14 protein-coding genes are annotated in these 16714 nt (G+C 71.9%); 5 read left to right on the forward strand and 9 right to left on the reverse strand.

Annotated features, from left to right (window positions below):
- The first annotated feature begins 108 nt into the window (after positions 1 to 108).
- Positions 109 to 1092, forward strand: coding sequence for a porphobilinogen synthase (hemB, locus tag WME75_RS00080; RefSeq protein WP_437485139.1), 984 nt, complete (start codon positions 109 to 111; stop codon positions 1090 to 1092).
- A gap of 3 nt (positions 1093 to 1095) precedes the next feature.
- The gene (locus tag WME75_RS00085; RefSeq protein WP_437485141.1) at positions 1096 to 1608 is read left to right on the forward strand and encodes a hypothetical protein; all 513 of its coding nucleotides are present in this window, start codon (positions 1096 to 1098) and stop codon (positions 1606 to 1608) included.
- Here WME75_RS00085 and WME75_RS00090 read toward each other — a convergent pair.
- From WME75_RS00090 to WME75_RS00100, 3 genes are read right to left on the reverse strand one after another with little or no spacing between them, the layout of a single operon-like run.
- Positions 1605 to 3524, reverse strand: a complete 1920-nt coding sequence (locus tag WME75_RS00090; RefSeq protein WP_437485143.1) for an ABC transporter ATP-binding protein — start codon at positions 3522 to 3524, stop codon at positions 1605 to 1607. The genes WME75_RS00085 and WME75_RS00090 overlap by 4 nt on opposite strands.
- Before the next feature lie 29 nt (positions 3525 to 3553).
- On the reverse strand, positions 3554 to 5350 hold the full coding sequence (locus WME75_RS00095; protein WP_437485145.1) for an ABC transporter ATP-binding protein: 1797 nt from the start codon (positions 5348 to 5350) through the stop codon (positions 3554 to 3556).
- Between the two features lie 25 nt (positions 5351 to 5375).
- Positions 5376 to 6791 carry a hypothetical protein gene (locus WME75_RS00100; RefSeq protein ID WP_437485147.1) on the reverse strand — a complete coding sequence of 472 codons (1416 nt, stop codon included), beginning with the start codon at positions 6789 to 6791 and terminating at the stop codon, positions 5376 to 5378.
- A gap of 378 nt (positions 6792 to 7169) precedes the next feature.
- Between WME75_RS00100 and WME75_RS00105 the strand changes: the two genes are divergently transcribed.
- A complete protein-coding gene (locus WME75_RS00105; RefSeq protein WP_437485149.1) occupies positions 7170 to 7778 on the forward strand; it encodes a zinc-ribbon domain containing protein in 609 nt (202 codons plus the stop codon).
- An 82-nt stretch (positions 7779 to 7860) separates the two neighbouring features.
- On the opposite strand, the gene WME75_RS00110 is transcribed toward WME75_RS00105, so the two are convergent.
- The 3 genes from WME75_RS00110 to WME75_RS00120 all read right to left on the reverse strand — a co-directional run bounded on the left by WME75_RS00110 (position 7861) and on the right by WME75_RS00120 (position 12000).
- Entirely contained in the window at positions 7861 to 9753 is a 1893-nt protein-coding gene (locus WME75_RS00110) for a serine/threonine-protein kinase (RefSeq protein ID WP_437485151.1), read from the reverse strand.
- Positions 9754 to 9935: 182 nt separating this feature from the next.
- Positions 9936 to 10790, reverse strand: coding sequence for an HAD hydrolase family protein (locus WME75_RS00115; protein WP_437485153.1), 855 nt, complete (start codon positions 10788 to 10790; stop codon positions 9936 to 9938).
- 10 nt (positions 10791 to 10800) lie between these two features.
- A complete protein-coding gene (locus WME75_RS00120; RefSeq protein ID WP_437485155.1) occupies positions 10801 to 12000 on the reverse strand; it encodes a class I SAM-dependent rRNA methyltransferase in 1200 nt (399 codons plus the stop codon).
- A gap of 236 nt (positions 12001 to 12236) precedes the next feature.
- Between WME75_RS00120 and WME75_RS00125 the strand changes: the two genes are divergently transcribed.
- Together WME75_RS00125 and lnt are read left to right on the forward strand one after the other, a co-directional pair.
- Positions 12237 to 13163: a hypothetical protein gene (locus WME75_RS00125; RefSeq protein WP_437485157.1), complete on the forward strand. Its 927-nt coding sequence runs from the start codon at positions 12237 to 12239 to the stop codon at positions 13161 to 13163.
- Positions 13164 to 13277: 114 nt separating this feature from the next.
- On the forward strand, positions 13278 to 15053 hold the full coding sequence (lnt, locus tag WME75_RS00130; protein WP_437485159.1) for an apolipoprotein N-acyltransferase: 1776 nt from the start codon (positions 13278 to 13280) through the stop codon (positions 15051 to 15053).
- On the opposite strand, the gene WME75_RS00135 is transcribed toward lnt, so the two are convergent.
- From WME75_RS00135 to fsa, 3 genes are all read right to left on the reverse strand, one after another.
- On the reverse strand, positions 15040 to 15348 hold the full coding sequence (locus tag WME75_RS00135) for an HU family DNA-binding protein (RefSeq protein WP_437485161.1): 309 nt from the start codon (positions 15346 to 15348) through the stop codon (positions 15040 to 15042). The two genes, lnt and WME75_RS00135, sit on opposite strands and share 14 nt — an antisense overlap.
- Positions 15349 to 15412: 64 nt before the next feature.
- The gene (ybeY, locus tag WME75_RS00140) at positions 15413 to 16021 is read right to left on the reverse strand and encodes an rRNA maturation RNase YbeY (RefSeq protein WP_437485163.1); all 609 of its coding nucleotides are present in this window, start codon (positions 16019 to 16021) and stop codon (positions 15413 to 15415) included.
- Positions 16022 to 16029: 8 nt separating this feature from the next.
- A complete protein-coding gene (gene fsa / locus WME75_RS00145; protein WP_437485165.1) occupies positions 16030 to 16680 on the reverse strand; it encodes a fructose-6-phosphate aldolase in 651 nt (216 codons plus the stop codon).
- Positions 16681 to 16714 lie beyond the last annotated feature (34 nt).

Raw genomic sequence — 16714 nt, forward strand, 5'->3', positions numbered from 1 at the left:
CGGTTTCGGGCGAACACTAGCCGATTCCTGCGCTCAGGCGATCCACGGATCGCGCGCGGCGAGACCGGAGCGGTCCCCGCGGGCGAAGGGCTGCTATGCTCCGCCGCCGTGTTCCCCACGAAGAGACCGCGCCGGCTCCGCCGCTCGCCCGCCCTCCGCGCCCTGGTGCGGGAGACGTCCCTCAACCCGGGGGATTTCGTCCTCCCCCTCTTTTTCAACGAGGCGCTCGACGCGCCTCGCCCGGTCGGGACGATGCCGGGCGTCTCGCAGCTGCCCGTGAGCGCCGCGGCGGCGCAGGCGCGGCTCTGCAAGGAGCTCGGCATCGGCGGCACGATCCTGTTCGGGCTCCCGCGCATCAAGGACGCGTCGGGATCGAGCGCGTACGACGCGGATGGCCCCGTCCCGCGCGCCGTGAAGGCGATGAAGGAGGCGGTGCCGGAGCTCCTCGTGATCACCGACGTGTGCGTGGACGAGTACACCGATCACGGCCACTGCGGCCTGCTCCGGCAGGACGCGTCCGGCGCGGTGGACGTCGACAACGACGCGACGCTGGAGGTGCTCGCGCGGGCGGCGGTCGTCCACGCCAAGGCGGGGGCCGACGTTGTCGCGCCGAGCGACATGATGGACGGCCGCGTCGCCGCCATCCGGCGCGCGCTCGACGCCGAGTCGCTGACGGGGACGGCGATCCTCTCCTACGCCGTGAAGTACGCGTCCGGCTTCTACGGGCCGTTCCGTGAAGCGGCGGACTGCGCGCCCAAGTTCGGCGACCGGGCGGGCTACCAGATGGACCCCGGGAACGCGCGCGAGGGTCTGCGCGAGGCGGCGCTCGATGAGGAGGAGGGGGCTGACATGCTCATGGTCAAGCCCGCGCTCGCGTACCTCGACGTCATCGCGCGCGTGCGCGAGGCGACGACGTTGCCGCTCGGCGCCTACAACGTCAGCGGCGAGTACGCGATGATCAAGGCGGCCGCGGAGCGCGGGATGATCGAAGAGAAGCGCGCGGTGCTCGAGCTGCTCACGTCGATCCGGCGCGCCGGGGCCGACTTCATCCTCACCTACCACGCGCTCGACGCCGCGCGCTGGCTCGGCTGAGCCATGCGAAGCCAGGGCGCGGGCGGAGGTGCTGCGCGGCGCTCGGGGTGGGCCGTCGCCTGCGCGGTGGGGGCGTCGGCCGCGCTCGCGGCGGGGTGCGCGCCGAGCCGGTGCGACCGGTCCGAGAGCGCGAACCCGCCCATCGAGTTCACCGAGGCCGCGCCCGAGGGGGGCGTCTACGAGACGTCGGCGCCGGACGGCGAGCTGCTCTATTTTCCGGGCGGCATGCGGTACGCGCTCAAGCACGGGCTCGGCGCGCGGCCGCGATGGTGGCAGGTCTACCTGTCGTTCGAGAGCGACGGCACGAAGCACGGCGGCACGCTGGCGCAGGCGGCGGGCAACCAGGCCGAGGTGACCTGCGTGGACGACGGGCACCTGATCGTCATGAACGACAGCTGCTCCGAGTACTGGCTGCGGGTGGTCGCCGGAGGCGCGGACGGCGCTGACGAGGGCGCGACGGGAGGCGCCGTCGTCGGCAAGTGCTACGGCGATGACCCGGAGCCCGCTGCTCCCTAGGCCTGCGCCACCGCCTGCCGGGCGAACTGGAGCCGGTACAGCTTGCTGTAGACGCCGCCTGCGGCGAGCAGATCCTCGTGCGTGCCCTGCTCGACGACGCAGCCCTTGTGGAAGACGACGATGCGATCGACGGCGCGGATCGTGGAGAGGCGGTGCGCGATGATCAGCGCGGTGCGCCCCTCCATGGCGCCCTCGAGCGCGCGCTGCAGGCGCGCCTCGGTGTCGCTGTCGACGTTGGCCGTGGCCTCGTCCAGGATGAGGAGCGGCGGATCGCGGTAGAGGGCGCGGGCGAAGGCGATCAGCTGGCGCTCGCCGGCGCTGAAGTTGCTGCCGCGCTCGAGCACCGGGGCGTCGAGGCCGTCCTCGCGGCGCTCGAAGAGATCGAGCGCGCCGATGCGGTTCAGCGCGTTCACCACCTTCGCGCGATCCGGGGTCGCGTCGCCGGCCGCGATGTTCGTGAGCACCGTGCCGGGGAACAGGAACACGTCCTGGGGGACGACGGCGAACTTGCGGCGCAGCTCGTCGCGAGGGTACGCGCTGACGTCGCGGCCGAAGACCCGCACGGCGCCCTCCTCGACGTCGTAGAGGCGGAGCAGCAGCGACGCCACGGTGCTCTTGCCGGCGCCGGTCGCGCCGACCAGCGCGACCTTCTCGCCGCTCCTCGCAGCCATCGAGACCTGCCGCAGCACGGGCGCGCCCGGCTTGTAGCCGAACACGACGTTCTCGAGCTCGAACGCGACGCCCTCGTCCGCGGCCTCCGTCGGGCCGCCGCCGCTCGCCGCCGCCGTCGCGTCCTCGTCCTTGTTGTCGAGCAGCTCGAAGATGCGCTCTGCGCCGGCCATCGCGGACTGCAGCAGCGTGTACCGAGCCGAGAGATCGCGGATCGGGACGAAGAACATGTCGATGTAGGCGACGAACGCGAACAGCGTCCCGAAGGAGATCTCCTCCTTCAGGCTCTTCACGCCGGCGTACCAGAGCACCGCGGCGATGCAGACGCTCGAGACCATCTCGATGGCGGCGTCGAGCGTCGCGTCGAGCACGATGGAGCGGTTGTTCGCGCTGCGGTAGGCCGCGTTGATCTCGTCGAACTCCTCGGCTGAGCGCTCCTCCCTGGCGTAGGCCTGCACGACGGCCATCCCGGAGACCTGCTCGTTGAGGTACGCGTTCATCCTCGCCGTCTTCGCCCGCACCTCCCGGAAGGCGTCGCGGATCCGGCGCCGCGTCCAGTTGACGCCGAGGGCGACGGGGGGCACCGCCGCGAAGGCGAGCAACGACATGCGCCAGTCGAGCGACACCATCACCACGACGATGACGGCGAGGCGGATCAGATCGCCGAACGCGTTGAGCGCGCCGGACGCGAACATCTCGCCGATCGCGTCCACGTCGTTCGTCACCCGCGTGACGAGCCGGCCGACCGGCGTGCGATCGAAGAACCCGAGGCGCCTCGTGTGCAAGAACCCGAAGACGCGCACGCGCAGGTCGGCCATCGCGCGCGCGCCGGCGAGCTGCATCAGGTAGAGCTGCGGGAACGCGAGCGACTGCTCCGCCAGCATGATGCCCGTGAGCAGGAAGCCGTTGCGCGTGAGGCGATCGAGCCCGCCGGGCGAGTCGAAGGCGTCGAGCGCGTCGCGCATGATGAGCGGGCGCATCAGCGCCAGCAGGGCGGTGACGATGAGCAGCGACAGCGAGAGCGCGAGGTGCTTGCTCTGCGGACGAACGAACGGCCATAGCCGCAGCAGCATGTGCGCGTCGTACGCCTCGCCGAGCTGCGCCTCCTCGTGGAAGCGGCTCAGCACGTCCTCGGTGCGGCTCGCCTTCTTCGCCCCGCGGCCCCTGTCCGCCGCCGCCTGCGCCGGCCGCCGCGGGCTCGCGCCCACCTCTCCGGCGGCCGAGGGGCTGCTCGATTTCGACCGCATCGTCGCGCTTTCTCCGGGGCTCGGTTGCGTCATGAGAGCCCCACCGGCTGCGAGGACGGCGACGCCTCGAGGGTCGCGAGATCCTCTTCGAGCTGCTGCTCCTCGGAGAACGACGCGTACAGCCCGCCCGCGCGGACGAGCTCGTCATGCGTGCCGCGCTCGATGACCTGTCCCTGCTCCAGCACGACGATCGCGTCGCAGCGCCGCGCGGCCGCCACCCTGTGCGTGATCAGGATGACGGTCCGTCGCGCCGCCTGCCGCTCGATCGCCTCGAGGATCGCCTGCTCGGTCTTCGCGTCGACGGCGGAGAGCGGATCGTCGAGGACGAGGATGTTCGGCTCGCGCACGAGCGCGCGCGCGAGCGCGACGCGCTGGCGCTGTCCGCCGGACAGCTGCACGCCTCGCTCCCCGACCACCGTGTCGAAGCCGTCCGGCAGCGAGAGGATCTCGTTCAGCACCTCGGCCTCGGCCGCGGCGGCGCGGATGGTCTCGAACGAGGCGGGCGAGTCCGGATCGTCGAGCGAGTAGCCGATGTTGCGGGCCACGGTGGTCGAGAAGAGGAACGCGTCCTGCTGCGCATAGCCGATGCTGGCGCGCACGGTCTCCAGGGGCAGATCGCAGATGTCGATGCCGTCGAGGAACACCGCGCCGCGCGGCGTGGGCATGAGCCGGGCGAGCAGCGTGGCGATGGTGCTCTTGCCCGAGCCCGTGCGCCCCACGATGGCGAGCGAGCCGCCCGCTTCGACCTCGAAGCTCACCCCGTCGACCACCTTCCTGGCGCCGTGGGAGAACGTCAGCTCCTTGACGGAGAGGGCGCCGCGGACGACGTCGGGGGACGGCATCGGGCCGCTCACGACCTCGGGGATCGCGTCGAAGATCGCCTTGAGCCGCACGTAGCCGGCGCGACCGCGCTGGACGATCGCTGCGACGAAGCCGAGGGCGAGCATCGGCCACGTGAGCCGCAGCAGCGCCAGCCAGAAGGAGACGAAGTCCCCCCGCGTCATCTGCTTGTCCAGCACGAGCTGCCCGCCGTACCAGAAGACGATGAGCACGCCGACCGAGCTGATGGCCCCCATGAGCGGCCCCATGGATCCGCGCAGCTTGGCGAGGGAGAGGCTCTTCTCGAGGTAGGCCTGGTTCGTGTTCGTGAACGCCGCCATCTCGGACGCCTCGAGCGCGAAGGAGCGGACCACCCGGACGCCCGCGAGGCTCGCGAGGACGCGGTCGCTCATGGCGCCGATCGCCTCCTGGTTGTCGCGGGTGCGGACGAAGAGCTTGCTCGAGAACGAGCGGGTGACGAGCATCAGCGCGGGCATCGTCAGGAGCGCCGCGAGCGTGAGCCGCTTCGAGATGTGCAGCATCACGTACAGGGCGCTCGCGAACGCGAAGACCGAGCCGACGACGTTCAGCAGGCCGAAGCCGAGGAGGAGGCGCACCTGCGTCAGGTCGTTCGTCGCCCGGCTCATGATCTCGCCGGTCGGCATCTTGCGGAAGAAGGCCGGCCCGAGCTTGTGCAGGCGCGCGAGCAGGATCGCCCGGAGCTCGTACTCGACGTTGCGGCCCGCCGTGAAGATGGTGACCCGCGAGAAGACGCGCATGACCGCGGCGCCCACGCTCACCGCGAGCATGATGAGCGCCGCCCGCGAGGCCTCGTCCGACTGGAGCTTCACGGCGGCGTCGACGGCATCCTTGACCAGGAAGTCGCGCTTGGCCATGAGCAGCTGCTGCATCGCGAGCAGCGCCGCGCCGGCCAGGTAGAGCGGGAGTTTGTGGCGGAACTGGGCGGCGAGGCCGACCGGGTAGGTTGAAGGATCGCGCTTGATCATTGAGGAGAGTGCTGCGCGGCGACGCTCAGCGCGCCTTGCGGGGCGTCGGCGCGAGCGGCTTGCGGTGCGACGTCGAGAGCGCAGGCCGATCTCGGGCGTCGGCCACGAGATCGAGCTCGTCGAGATCGAGCCTCGTCGAGAGCAGGCCGAGCAGGACGCGCGCCCCTCCGCGCCCGTCGAGCTCGCTCACCACACCGATCTTGTCGCCAAAGGGCCCCCGCCGCACGCGCACCCGGCTGCCCTTCTCGAGCACGCCGCCCTTCGCGGGCTCCGGGGTGGCCTTCGCCGCGGCGTCCGGCGCGCCGGACGGGCCGCGCTGCGCCCGCGGCGCGTGCTCGGCCTGCGGCTTCTGCGGAGCTTCGGCCTTCGTCTGCTGCTCCGCCTCGCCGTGCGGCGCTCGCCGGGCCGGGGCGCCGCCCTCTCCGCCGTGCCTCGGCGAGGGCCGCGGCTCTCCTCCGCGAACGGCGCCGGCGCCGCTCGTCGCCTTGAACAGCGTCGCCAGGGTCGGCCGGCGGGCGGGGAGGGCGGCCTCGACGCGCTCGTCGCCGCGCGCCCGCGCCTGCTCCATCGATAGCTCGCGCGCCCGGGCCTGCTCGGAGCGCCACCGCTCGTTCTCGGCCTCGATCTCGGCGTGGGCGCGCGCCCGCTCCTGCTCGATGCCCTCGAGCTTGCGGTCGAGCGCAATGCGATCGTTCTCGCGCGACCAGGCGACGAGCCGGTAGATGGGGGTGAGCGCGACGAGCGCGTCCTCGAGCTGCTCGTCGAGGATGTCGGCGTGCTCGACCGCGGTCTCGCGCGGGACCGACCAGCCGATCCAGAGCGGCACCTGCCCGTCGGCGGCGCGGCGAAGCATCTCGGCGATCGCGTCGGGCGTGGCCGCGCTGCAGGCAACGCGATCGCCCCCGTCGGCGCCGAAGGAGAACTGCTCCGGGAGCGCGTGGAGGGCGCTCGTGAGCTCGGCGGCGAGCGGCGAGGCCGGCTCGCCCGTCGACTCCTCGGTCGCCGCGAGGCGGGCGCGGAGGTTGTCGACGTCGACCTTCGCGTCCGGGTGGACCGCGAAGCACACCTGCACTTCGCCCTCCGAGATGCGCAGCGCGAGGAACGCGTGCCGCGTGTAGGGGCTCGGATCGTCGATCGCGTCGGAGATCGAGCGGCCGCGGTCGAGCAGGCGATCGAGCTCGTCGCGCGCCGCCTGGTCACGCCAGAAGAAGACCCACTGGCAGTCGGCCCGGTGCTTGTTGCGGATCGAGGGGTGCTCGTCCGAGCCGTGAACGTCGACCGAGATGCCGAGGTCGCCCAGCCGGGAGACGACGCCGCGCGCCCAGGCGAGCGCGCGCTGCTTCACCTCGAGGCGGGGGCGTGAGTAGGCCTTCGAGGTCGCTTTTTCGGCGGCGTACGCGTCGAAGTCACGAGCGGTGAGATGCAGGGAGGGATGGCTCATTGCTTCGACTGGCTGCGAGGCGCGGCGTGGGCGGGTGCTGCCCTTGGGTGGGTCACGGGAGTCACGGGAGGAGCTGTGCTCCTCGTGAAAGTCGCGCGGATGGTATCGTGAGGGGCTTCGAAATCAAAGCCTCCACGCCGCGCGATCGATCCCGGCGATGCGTGGAGGCGGCACGCTTGACCGCCATGACAAGCATGTCACCGTAGGCACTCCCGTGCCCCATCAAGAGGGCGATCCCACCCATATCATCTAGATCCCCGCGTAAATTGCGCATCTCCGGCGCAGCGGGGCCGCTCCCGGGCGCTCCTGTTCCCCGAGTTGTCCGAGCACCCGAGCCCGTGAGCCTGCGAGGCCCGTCGGCCTGACGAAAGAGGAATCATGGAACAGCATCGAGACGAGCACATTGTCTGCGCGAGCTGCGGCACGTCGTTCCTATTCTCCGCTGCGGAAGCCGCCGTCTACGCCGAACGGAAGCTCGCGGCCCCGCCGAAGCGGTGCAGGACCTGCCGCCGCGCGCGCAAGGACAACCGAGGGGAGCACGAGAGCGCGCCGACCGCTCGCGCGGCGCAGCACCAGCGCCCTGGGCCGGCCCGGAGCCCTGGCGGGTACCGCGGCGCGGCGCGCGGCGACGGTCGGCCTCGAAAGCCCCAGTACACGGGCGACGTGAACGAGTACCGCAGCCCGATGCAGGACGCGTACTCGGGGCTTGCGCCCGCGTGGACGGCGCCGAGCGCTTACCCGCACCGTCCGCGCGGCGGCGCGCCCGTCCGCGACGACGGCAACTACCGCGCGCCGTCGTTCGCCGGCGAGCGCCGAGCCGTGCCGCAGGGCCGCGGCGCGCCGCAGCAGCCGCGCGCGCCGCGCAACCGTCCGACGTTCTCGATCACCTGCAAGTCGTGCGGCTCCGAGGGCGAGGTCCCGTTCAAGCCTGTCGAGGGCCGCGACGTGTTCTGTCAAGCGTGCTACCGCGCGCGCAAGCCTTCCTGAGAATCCCGTCAGCGCAGCCGCCTCGAAGCGGCGCAGAGGTCCGGCCATCGTTGACCGGGCGCCGGGCCTCTGGCGAGCGGAGCTAGAGGCTGATCTCGCAGGCGAGCTCGGAGGTGAAGCCGAGCTCGCCGAGCGTGATCGTGACCTTCACGCCCCCGCCGGACGCGCGTCGCGCCGTCTCCTCGACCATCCCCACGACCCACAGCCGGAGCGGCAGCGAGGCAGGGTCGAAGTCGCCGATGTGGAGCGTCACCCGCCCGGTCGGTCCGGTCGCCACGCGCCATGAGCCGAACGTGAAGAGCCGCGACCAGATCGAGGTCCCGCGGCGCATGAGCGACGCGATGTCGGTCAGCGGGCGGGCGAACAGCGTGCGCACGAGGCTGTGCAGCTCGCCGCCCACGCCGAGCCTGCCGATGTCGCGCCAGCGCTCGAGATCGCGCAGCACCAGCGACGTCGCGAGCTCCATGTACGCGTCGAGCGCCTCGAGATCGTATCCGACGAGCGCGTTGATCGAGTCGTGCTTGAAGTCGTCGGCGTAGCGGAGCGGCATCTGCGCGACGACCTCGTCGCGCGCGCTCCTCCCGTACTCGTCGACGATGGTGCGATCGACGCTCCGCAGGACGGGGCCGCGCACGTGGTACTGCCCCGCGAAGCGCGCCGGCAGCGGCCGGACCGGGGTGACGTTGGGCCGACGCGTATCGCGCTGCCGGTTGAGCAGGGCGCCGAAGTCGGCGCTGCGCACGGTCGGCTCGGATCGGAGCCCGAGGTCGGCGCTGCGCACGGTGGGCAACGACTCGCCGCGCTGCGAGAGCATCGAGGGCTCCGAGCCTCGGTTCCGCAGCGCGTTCGAGAGCGTCGCGCCGGGCGCGGGCTTCGACGGCTCGGACGACGGTCGCATCATGGGCGGCGCCTCGGTGACGCGCCCGCCCGACACGAGCGACGGCGAGAGGCGCATCGGCGGCGCGGCGTTCATGTCGAACGCCGTGCCCGCGCGCGATCGGTCGCGCGAGGACGAGAGCCGATCGCGCTCGTTCTCCGAGGCGCCCCCGAGGCTCAGGGCCATCCGCCGCTGCACGTTGATGAGCCTGCCGAGCGCCGCCGTCCGTCGCGGCGGATCGGGCGCGACGCGCTCGAGCTCGCGGACGACGTCGCCGGCCGTCTGGAAGCGCTTCGCGGGATCCTTCTGCAGGAGCCGCTGCACGATCGCCTCGAGCCGCGGGTCGACGGTCACGCCCGCCGAGGCGAGCGTGGGCACCTCCGCGTGCACGACGCGGAACGCGGTCGCCACGGCGGTCGGCGCGCGGAACGGCCGCGTGCCCGTGAGCACCTCGTAGAGCAGGACGCCCACGGAGAAGAGATCGCTCCGCCCGTCGAGCGGCGACTCCCCGGTGGCCTGCTCCGGCGACAGGTAGTCCGGCGTGCCGAACACGACGCCCGTGCGCGTCCGCGGCGAGGGGCCGTCGGAGTCGAGGACCTTGGCGATGCCGAAATCGAGCAGCCGGACGACGGCCGAGCCGCGGCTGGGATCGAAGGCGATGAAGATGTTCTCGGGCTTGAGGTCGCGGTGGATGATCCCCGCGCGGTGCGCGGCGTCGAGCGCCTCCAGCACCGGGAGCGCGACCCCGACGGCGGCCTCCATGTCGAGGCGGCCGAAGCGCGCGAGCGCCATGCCCAGCGACTCGCCGTCGAGGTGCTCCATCACGATGTACGGACCGAGCTCGCCGACGCCCGCGTCGATCACGTCGACGATGTTCGGGTGGCGGATCCGGTTGACCGCCTGCGCTTCCTGGAAGAACCGGTGAGAGAGCTCCGAGTTGTCCGCCAGCTCGGGGTGGAGGAATTTGATCGCAACGGCGCGACCTGCGAGCACGTGCTCCGCCCGGAACACGTCGCCCATGCCGCCCCCGCCGATGCGCTCCGCGAGGCGGTACTTGTTGTCGACGAGGAGGCCGGGGGTCGGGGGTCGAAACGCCATCTGCTGCCGCTGGCGAGCGAGGGACCAAGATCATGGTCCCCGAGAACACGCGCCCCTGTAAAGGGTTGGGAGGCACGCCCCTCCCGAAAGCTCGATCCTATTCCTTCGGTGCACGTCGCGGCTAGGTTACCTGCTCCAGGTGTGGGGCGGATCGCAGCGTGAGGCACCTTGCGCAGGGGCGATCACGGCTCAGGTGCATTCTTCCGCAGTTCGACGATCCGGCGGGTGATCTCCGCGAACCCGCGGCCCATGGGATGGGAGGCCACGAACCGCGGCGGCACCGACAGCTTGCCGAGGTGGGCGCGCACGTTGGCCACGCCGAAGGTCAATGTAAATGCAGCGAAGGCGACGCCGTCGTTGCCGCTGTCGCCCACGAAGGCGTAGCGGTACCGGGCCCGGGTTGGATCCTCTCCGAACCGGGTCGAGAGCAGGCGCACGGCGCCCGTGGCCTTGTCGGCCGGGTCGCGGGTGAGGTGGAGGTGGACGCTCGAGACGAGCGTCCTCACCCCCCGCTCGCGCAGCACGGCGCGCATCGCCTGCACGTCCTCCGGCGGGACGCGCCGGTGCTCCCCGATGTCGATGGTGACGTCGGTCACCCTCTGGTCGTTGTCGTCCGCGAGCGCAGCCGCGGGAAAACGACGCACCATGTCATCGGCGAGCGCGACGAGCTCGGCCCGACGGGCCCGCCGCGTGTCGCGGTCCAGCGCGTCGAGCTTGACGACGCGGCCTGCGCCAGCAACCGGGGCGAGCCCTTCTCCAGGGCCGGCGATCGGACCGGCCTGCTCACGGACCAGCGCGACGGCTCCGTTCTCGACGATCGTCGCGTCGATCGGCCATTGCCGCTGGATCACCTCGCCCCATCCGGCGGGCCTGCCGGTGCAGGCGATCAACGCGAGCCCCGTCTCGCGCAGACGGAAGAGCGCACCGTAGGCGGTCTCGGTGAGGGCGCCGTGATCCAGCACGGTGTCGTCGAGGTCGAAGATCACCCCGGCGAGGCTGCGCGCGTCGTCGGGGGTCAGCAGGGAGAGAGGTTTCATCGGGCGATCGTCAGAGCGCGTCGACGCGCGCGATGAGGCTCTTCAGGTAGAGGCCCTCGGGGAAGGCCGCGGGGACGGGGTGGTCGCCCCCCTGGAAGTGCCGGTCGAACACCGCTGCCTGCATGCGGGCGTCGCGCGCGCCGAGCGCGAGCACCCGGGTGAGGTCGTCGAGGCTCACGGCGCTGGAGCAGGAGCAGAGCACGAGGATGCCGCCCGGTCGCGTGGCGCGGCACGCCCCGGCCGCGAGGCGCCGGTAGGCCGTGAGCGCGGCGTCCTTGGACGCGCGCGTGCCTGCGAGCTTCGGCGGGTCGCAGAGGACGAGGTCGAAGCCGCCCTCCCTCGACGCGCTCTGCAGCGCTTTGCGGGCGTCGTCGCGCGTGAAGCGGATCCGGTCGAGCAGCCCGTTCTCGCGCGCGCACTCCGCCCCGACCTCGAGCGCCGTCGCGCTCTCGTCGATCGCGAGGACCTCGCTCGCCCCGCCGCGGGCCGCCGCCATGGCGAACGTGCCGACGAAGCAGAACGCATCGAGCACGCGCCGGTTGGGGGCGAGCTGCTCGACGCGGGTCCGCAGCGTCCGCTGGTCCAGGTAGAACCCGGTCTTGTGGCCGAGCGCGAGCGGGATCGTGTACCGCAGCCCTCGCTCGACGAACCGCAGCCGATCGAGCCCGGGGTCGCCGCGCACCACGCCGCTGTCGGCGGTGAACCCCTCGAGCTTGGCGAGGGATTCCGGGGTCCTGTCCACGATCGCGCGCGGCGAGAGCGCCGCCTGGAGGGCGTCGAAGATCACCCCCTCGCGGCGCTTGACCCCGATCGTCCCGAGCTGCACGACCACGGTGTCGCCGAACAGATCGACGATGAGCCCGGGCAGTCCGTCCCCCTCCGCGTGGATCAGCCGGAAGGCGTCGGTCTCGTGGCCAGGCGCCCGGCCGGGCAGGCCGAGCTCGCGGCGGTGCGCGATGGCGCGCTCGATCCGGTGGCGGAACAGGGCCGCGTCGATCGGCCTGTCCTCGCGCGTGTACATGCGCACCGGGATGGCCGAGCGCGGGGTGTAGAGCCCGCGGCCGAGCACGCTGCCGTACGGATCGGTGACCACGACCTCGTCGCCGGCCACGGCGCCGCCCTCGATGCGCGCGACCGCCTGAGCGAACACCCAGGGATGCCCCGACCACACGGGCCGAACATGACCCTGCTTCAACGTAACCGTAGGCATGATGGAACCCGATTGTTCTCGATGTTGGCAGGGCTGCCGACGGGGGCGGCCCTGCCGTGACGTTTGCCGTGGGAGCTAGTACCCTGCGGGACGGCGCGCGTGTGAACCTTCCGCCACAGCGCGCCGTGGCGGCCGATGCACGCCGGCGTGCTTCGCGGCCATGGTGACGACAATTCAGCGAGATGGTCGATGGCATCCCGGTTGCTAAGTTCCCTGCACCGAAGAGGAGTCGCCCGATGCGCCGTTGCTTGACCCATGCCCTTGTTGCGGTGGCGATGACCGCGCCGATGAGCGCGCTCGCGCAGGAGAACAACAACTGTCCTCCAGGCGCGTGGTTCTGTGAGGACGTGGAGCCGCCCGGCGATCCCGCCGCGGGGCCGCCTTCCGCCGACCCTGCCGAGGCCCCCCCGGCCGAGGCGCTGCCCCCCCCATCGCCGGCCCCGCCGCCGGGCCGGCGTGCGACCCGTCCGGCTCCGCCGATCGTCGTCTACCAGACCTCGCCTCCGGGCCAGCCGCCGCAGGTCATCGTCGTGACGCCCGGGTCCGCTCCTCCGCCGCGTGTGATCGTGCGCCGCGTGACCCCGCCTGCTCCGCCTCCGCCGCCGAAGCTGCGCTGGCGGCGCCAGTGGGGGGTCAACTTCCGCATGCAGGGCCTCATGATGGGCCGCGAGCACGGCGGCGCGGAGGACGCCGGCATGGGCGGCGTCGGGATCAGCCTGCGTTACCGGCCCGTCCCCGCGTTCGCGCTCGACCTCGGCGCCGACATCCTCGCGGGCAACGACTATCACGGCTACCAGCGGACCGAGGTGCCGCTCTCGCTGAGCGGGATGCTGTTCGTCAACCCGCGCAGCCGCACGCAGTTCTACTTCACGGGCGGCCTGAACATGTCGCACGCCGACGTCGAGCGACCCTTGAGCGAGGCGGCGGCCGGCGGCGACGCGTACGTTTCGAACACCGAGTACGACTACTTCGGCGTGCAGGGCGGCCTCGGCCTCGAGTTCCGGCTCTCCCCCCGCCTCGCGCTGAACATCGACGCGATCGGCTTCGTGCGCGGCCGCACTGACGACGGTGTCGTTCCCGAGTTCAGGGATCCCGTGACCGGGCGAACGACGGACACGTCGGGCGGTGGGCTCTTCCGCGGTGGGCTCAGCGTCTACTGGTGAGCGTCTCGTCCTAGCCTCCTGTCCGCCCTGACCGTGCGGGGCTCGCCTCGGCTTCGATCTCCTCGGGGCTGCCTCCGCGGTCCGGGCTGCTCCGACGCGGTATAACGCCGCATCGTGCCCCAGGCCTCGACCCCACGCGCGCTTCACAGCCGCGCTCCGCTGCTCCTCTCCGTCGCCGGCGGTGCGACGTTCGCCCTCACGGCCCCGCCGACGGATCTCTATCCTGCCGTCATCGCTGGCCTCGCCCTGCTGGCGGCCGCCGTCCACGACGCCCCGACGGTCTGGCGCGCTTTTGGGCGCGGCGCCGCCTGGGGAACGGCGGCAGGCATCGTGGGCCTGCGCTTCGTGCCGGAGGTCATCCAGCGCTTCACGCCGCTCGGCTCGGCGGCCTCGTACCTCGCGCTGGTCCTGCTCGCGGCCGCCCAGTCGCTCGTCTGGGCGGTCTGCGGCGGCATCACGAGCGTGCTCCTCCGGCGCCTGCGCGCCCCGCTCGAGCTCGCCTTCGCGGCCGGCGTGTTCGCCGCCGTGGGCCTCCCGACGGTCTTCGGGTGGACGCCGGCGGGCCTCATGAGTCCATGGCCGGCGCTCGTGCAGCTCGCCGATCTCATCGGCGAGCGCGGCGTCTCGGTCCTGTTCGCCGTGGGGGCAGCTCTGCTGGCCCGTGCGGGGCTCGCGGCCTTCGGGGTGGCGCCGGGCGGGCGTCCGCTCGCGCGCGCGCCTGCGCCGGAGCCGCGGTCCGCCCGCCGTCGGCTGCCGCGCGCGATCCTCTACCCGGCGCTCTCGAGCGCCGCGCTCTTCGGGCTGCTCGCGGCTCACGGCGCGCTGCGGATGGCCGCGGTGGAGCGCGCCAGCGCGGGCCTGCCGACGGCGCGGGTCGCGCTCGTCAACCAGGCCGTGGGGCCTCACGAGCGCTGGCAGGCGAAGAACCACCCGCAGATCCTGCGGACCCTGCACGAGCTCACCCGGAAAGCCGAGGCCGGCGGCGCCGAGCTCACCCTCTGGCCCGAAGCGGCCTATCCCTACCCCCTCCCGCACAGCGCCCGGCAGGCGCCGCGCGGCGGCCGAGCCATCCTCGGGCCGGGCGTCCGCGGTCCGATCCTCGCCGGGCTCATCACCCATGCGCCGCCCGTGAAGGCCGCCGACGGCGTGGAGGAACGGAACAGCTACAACTCTGCCACCCTCGTGCTCCCTGACCGGACGATGCAGCCGACGCAGGACAAGCTGCAGCTGCTCTGGTTCGGCGAGACGGTCCCGGGCGGCGCCTACCTGCCCTGGCTGCGGCGCATCTTCCAGAAGAGCGGCGGGCTCGTCCCGGGCGCGGAGCCGCGCGCGCTCACGCTTCCCCGAGAGCAGGGGCCCGCGCTCCGGATCGGGGTGCTCAACTGTTACGAGGACACGCTCACCGGGGTGGCGCGGCGGATCACCGGGACGCTCACCCCGAACCTCCTCGTCAACATCACGAACGATGCCTGGTTCACCGGGAGCGCCGAGCCGGAGCTGCACGCGCGGCTCGCGGTCATGCGCGCCATCGAGCTGCGCCGCGATCTCGTGCGCGCCGTGAACCTGGGCGTCGTGTCATGGATCGACGCCCGCGGCGTGGTGCGCACCCGCGAGGAGAGCGCTGCGCCGGGGGTGACCTTCGCGACCCCGGCGGTCAGGGACACGCCCCTGACGCTCTACACCCGCGTGGGCGACGCCCCGCTGGCGTCGCTGCTCGCCCTCGCGATCGTCGTGGGCGCGCTCAGGGGGCGACGCTCCAAGGTGAAGGCGTCGCCCGAAGCTCGGGGCATCGGCGCGGAAGCGCGCCCGCTCGCAGGAGCGCCGGAGCTCGCGCCGCCGGATGCGGCCACGCAAGCTGCGGCCACCGACGTACCGCTCAGACGTCCTTGAGCGCCTTCACGGGCGCCGCGCGGAGCTTGCGGCTCGCCGGCTTGCCCTTGATGGTCATCGGCTGCTTGGTGAACGGATTGATGCCTTCCCGGTCCTGCGTGGCCGGGATCTCCTTCGCCTTGATCTTCACGAGGCCCGGGACCGTGACCTCACCAGGCCCCTCCGGACCGAGCTCTTTCTTCACCAGTTCGCCGAGCGCATCGAGCACGCTGGCCACGGACTTCTTGTCGAGGTTGGTGGCCTCGGCAAGACCAACGATCATCTGCGCCTTGGTCAGCTTGTTCGAACCGGGCATGTTTCCTCCAAGTCGAAAGGGGGCGTCCGTTTAACAAGCGAGGTTTCGTATCGCAAGCGATAAGTCATTGCGCCCCCGTCTTATTCGGCCTCGCGACGCCGCTGCGGGGCCGGATTCCAGTGGAACTGCTGCCCCGCGACGCCGCGGCGGCCTCGAGTTCCCGGGTCAAGGCCGTCATCTCGCGCTCCTCCGCGTCGGTCTTGTGGTCGTAGCCGAGCAGGTGGAGCAGGCCGTGCCCGAGCAGCATCGTGATCTCGTCGAGCAGCGGACGGTCGCGCTCGGCGGCCTGCCGGGTGGCCGTGTCGATCGAGACGATCACGTCGCCGAGCAGGCCGTGCCACACTGACGGATCCACAGGGCCTCGCCGGCCGCGCCGGCGTGACGTGGCTCCGTTCTGGTCGATCATGGGGAACGCGAGCACGTCGGTCGGCTTGTCCTTGCGCCGGTAATTGCGGTTCAGCTCGTGGATGACCTCGTCGTTCACCAGGGCAACGGAGAGCTCCACGCCCTGCAGCGCGAGGTGGGCGAGCATCTTGCTCGCGCGCCGGCGTACGACCGCCGCCGACACCCCCTGGAACGGCCCGCCCTGCGTCGTGATGGACACGACCGCGGGGGCCGCTGGGCGGCTCCCGCGTCGCTTCGTTCCCGCGCTCCCCTTGTCCTTCTCGGCCACGGGATCCGCTATACCAGCTCGGGGATCTTCTTCGCATCCGCCAAGAACTGCGCGAGCCCGACGTCGGTCAGCGGGTGCCTGGTCAGCTGCTTGATGACCTTGAGCGGCAGCGTCGCGGCGTGCGAGCCGATCATGGCGGCCTGCACGAAGTGGACGGGGTGCCGCACGCTTGCGGTGAGCACCTGCGTCGGGAAGCCGTAGTTCCTGTAGATGGTCACGACCTGCAGGACGAGGTCCATCCCGTCGCCCGCGGCGTCGTCGACCCGCCCGACGAACGGCGAGATGTACGTGGCCCCGGCCTTGGCCGCGAGCAGCGCCTGGGCGGCCGAGAAGCAGAGGGTGACGTTCGTCCTGACGCCCTCGGCGGCGAAGATCCGGACGGCCTTGAGCCCCTCGTCGATGAGCGGGACCTTGACCACCACGTTCGGGTGAATCCTGGCGAGCTCGCGACCCTCGCGGAGGATCGCGTCCTTCTCGACCGCCACCACCTCGGCCGAGACGGGGCCGTCGACCAGCTCGCAGATCTCGGCGATCACCTGCCTCGTCGGCCTGCCGCCCTTGGCGAGGAGCGACGGGTTCGTGGTCACGCCGTCGATGACCCCCATCGACTGTGCTTCCCTGATTTCCGCGATATCCCCTGAGTCGATGAACACCTTCATGGTCCTGCCTCCCCGAGCCGATGAATCGGCCCTC

Origin of the sequence: Sorangium sp. So ce1014 (assembly GCF_051521505.1) — a bacterium.
In the GTDB taxonomy this organism is placed as follows: Bacteria; Myxococcota_A; Polyangia; order Polyangiales; family Polyangiaceae; genus Sorangium.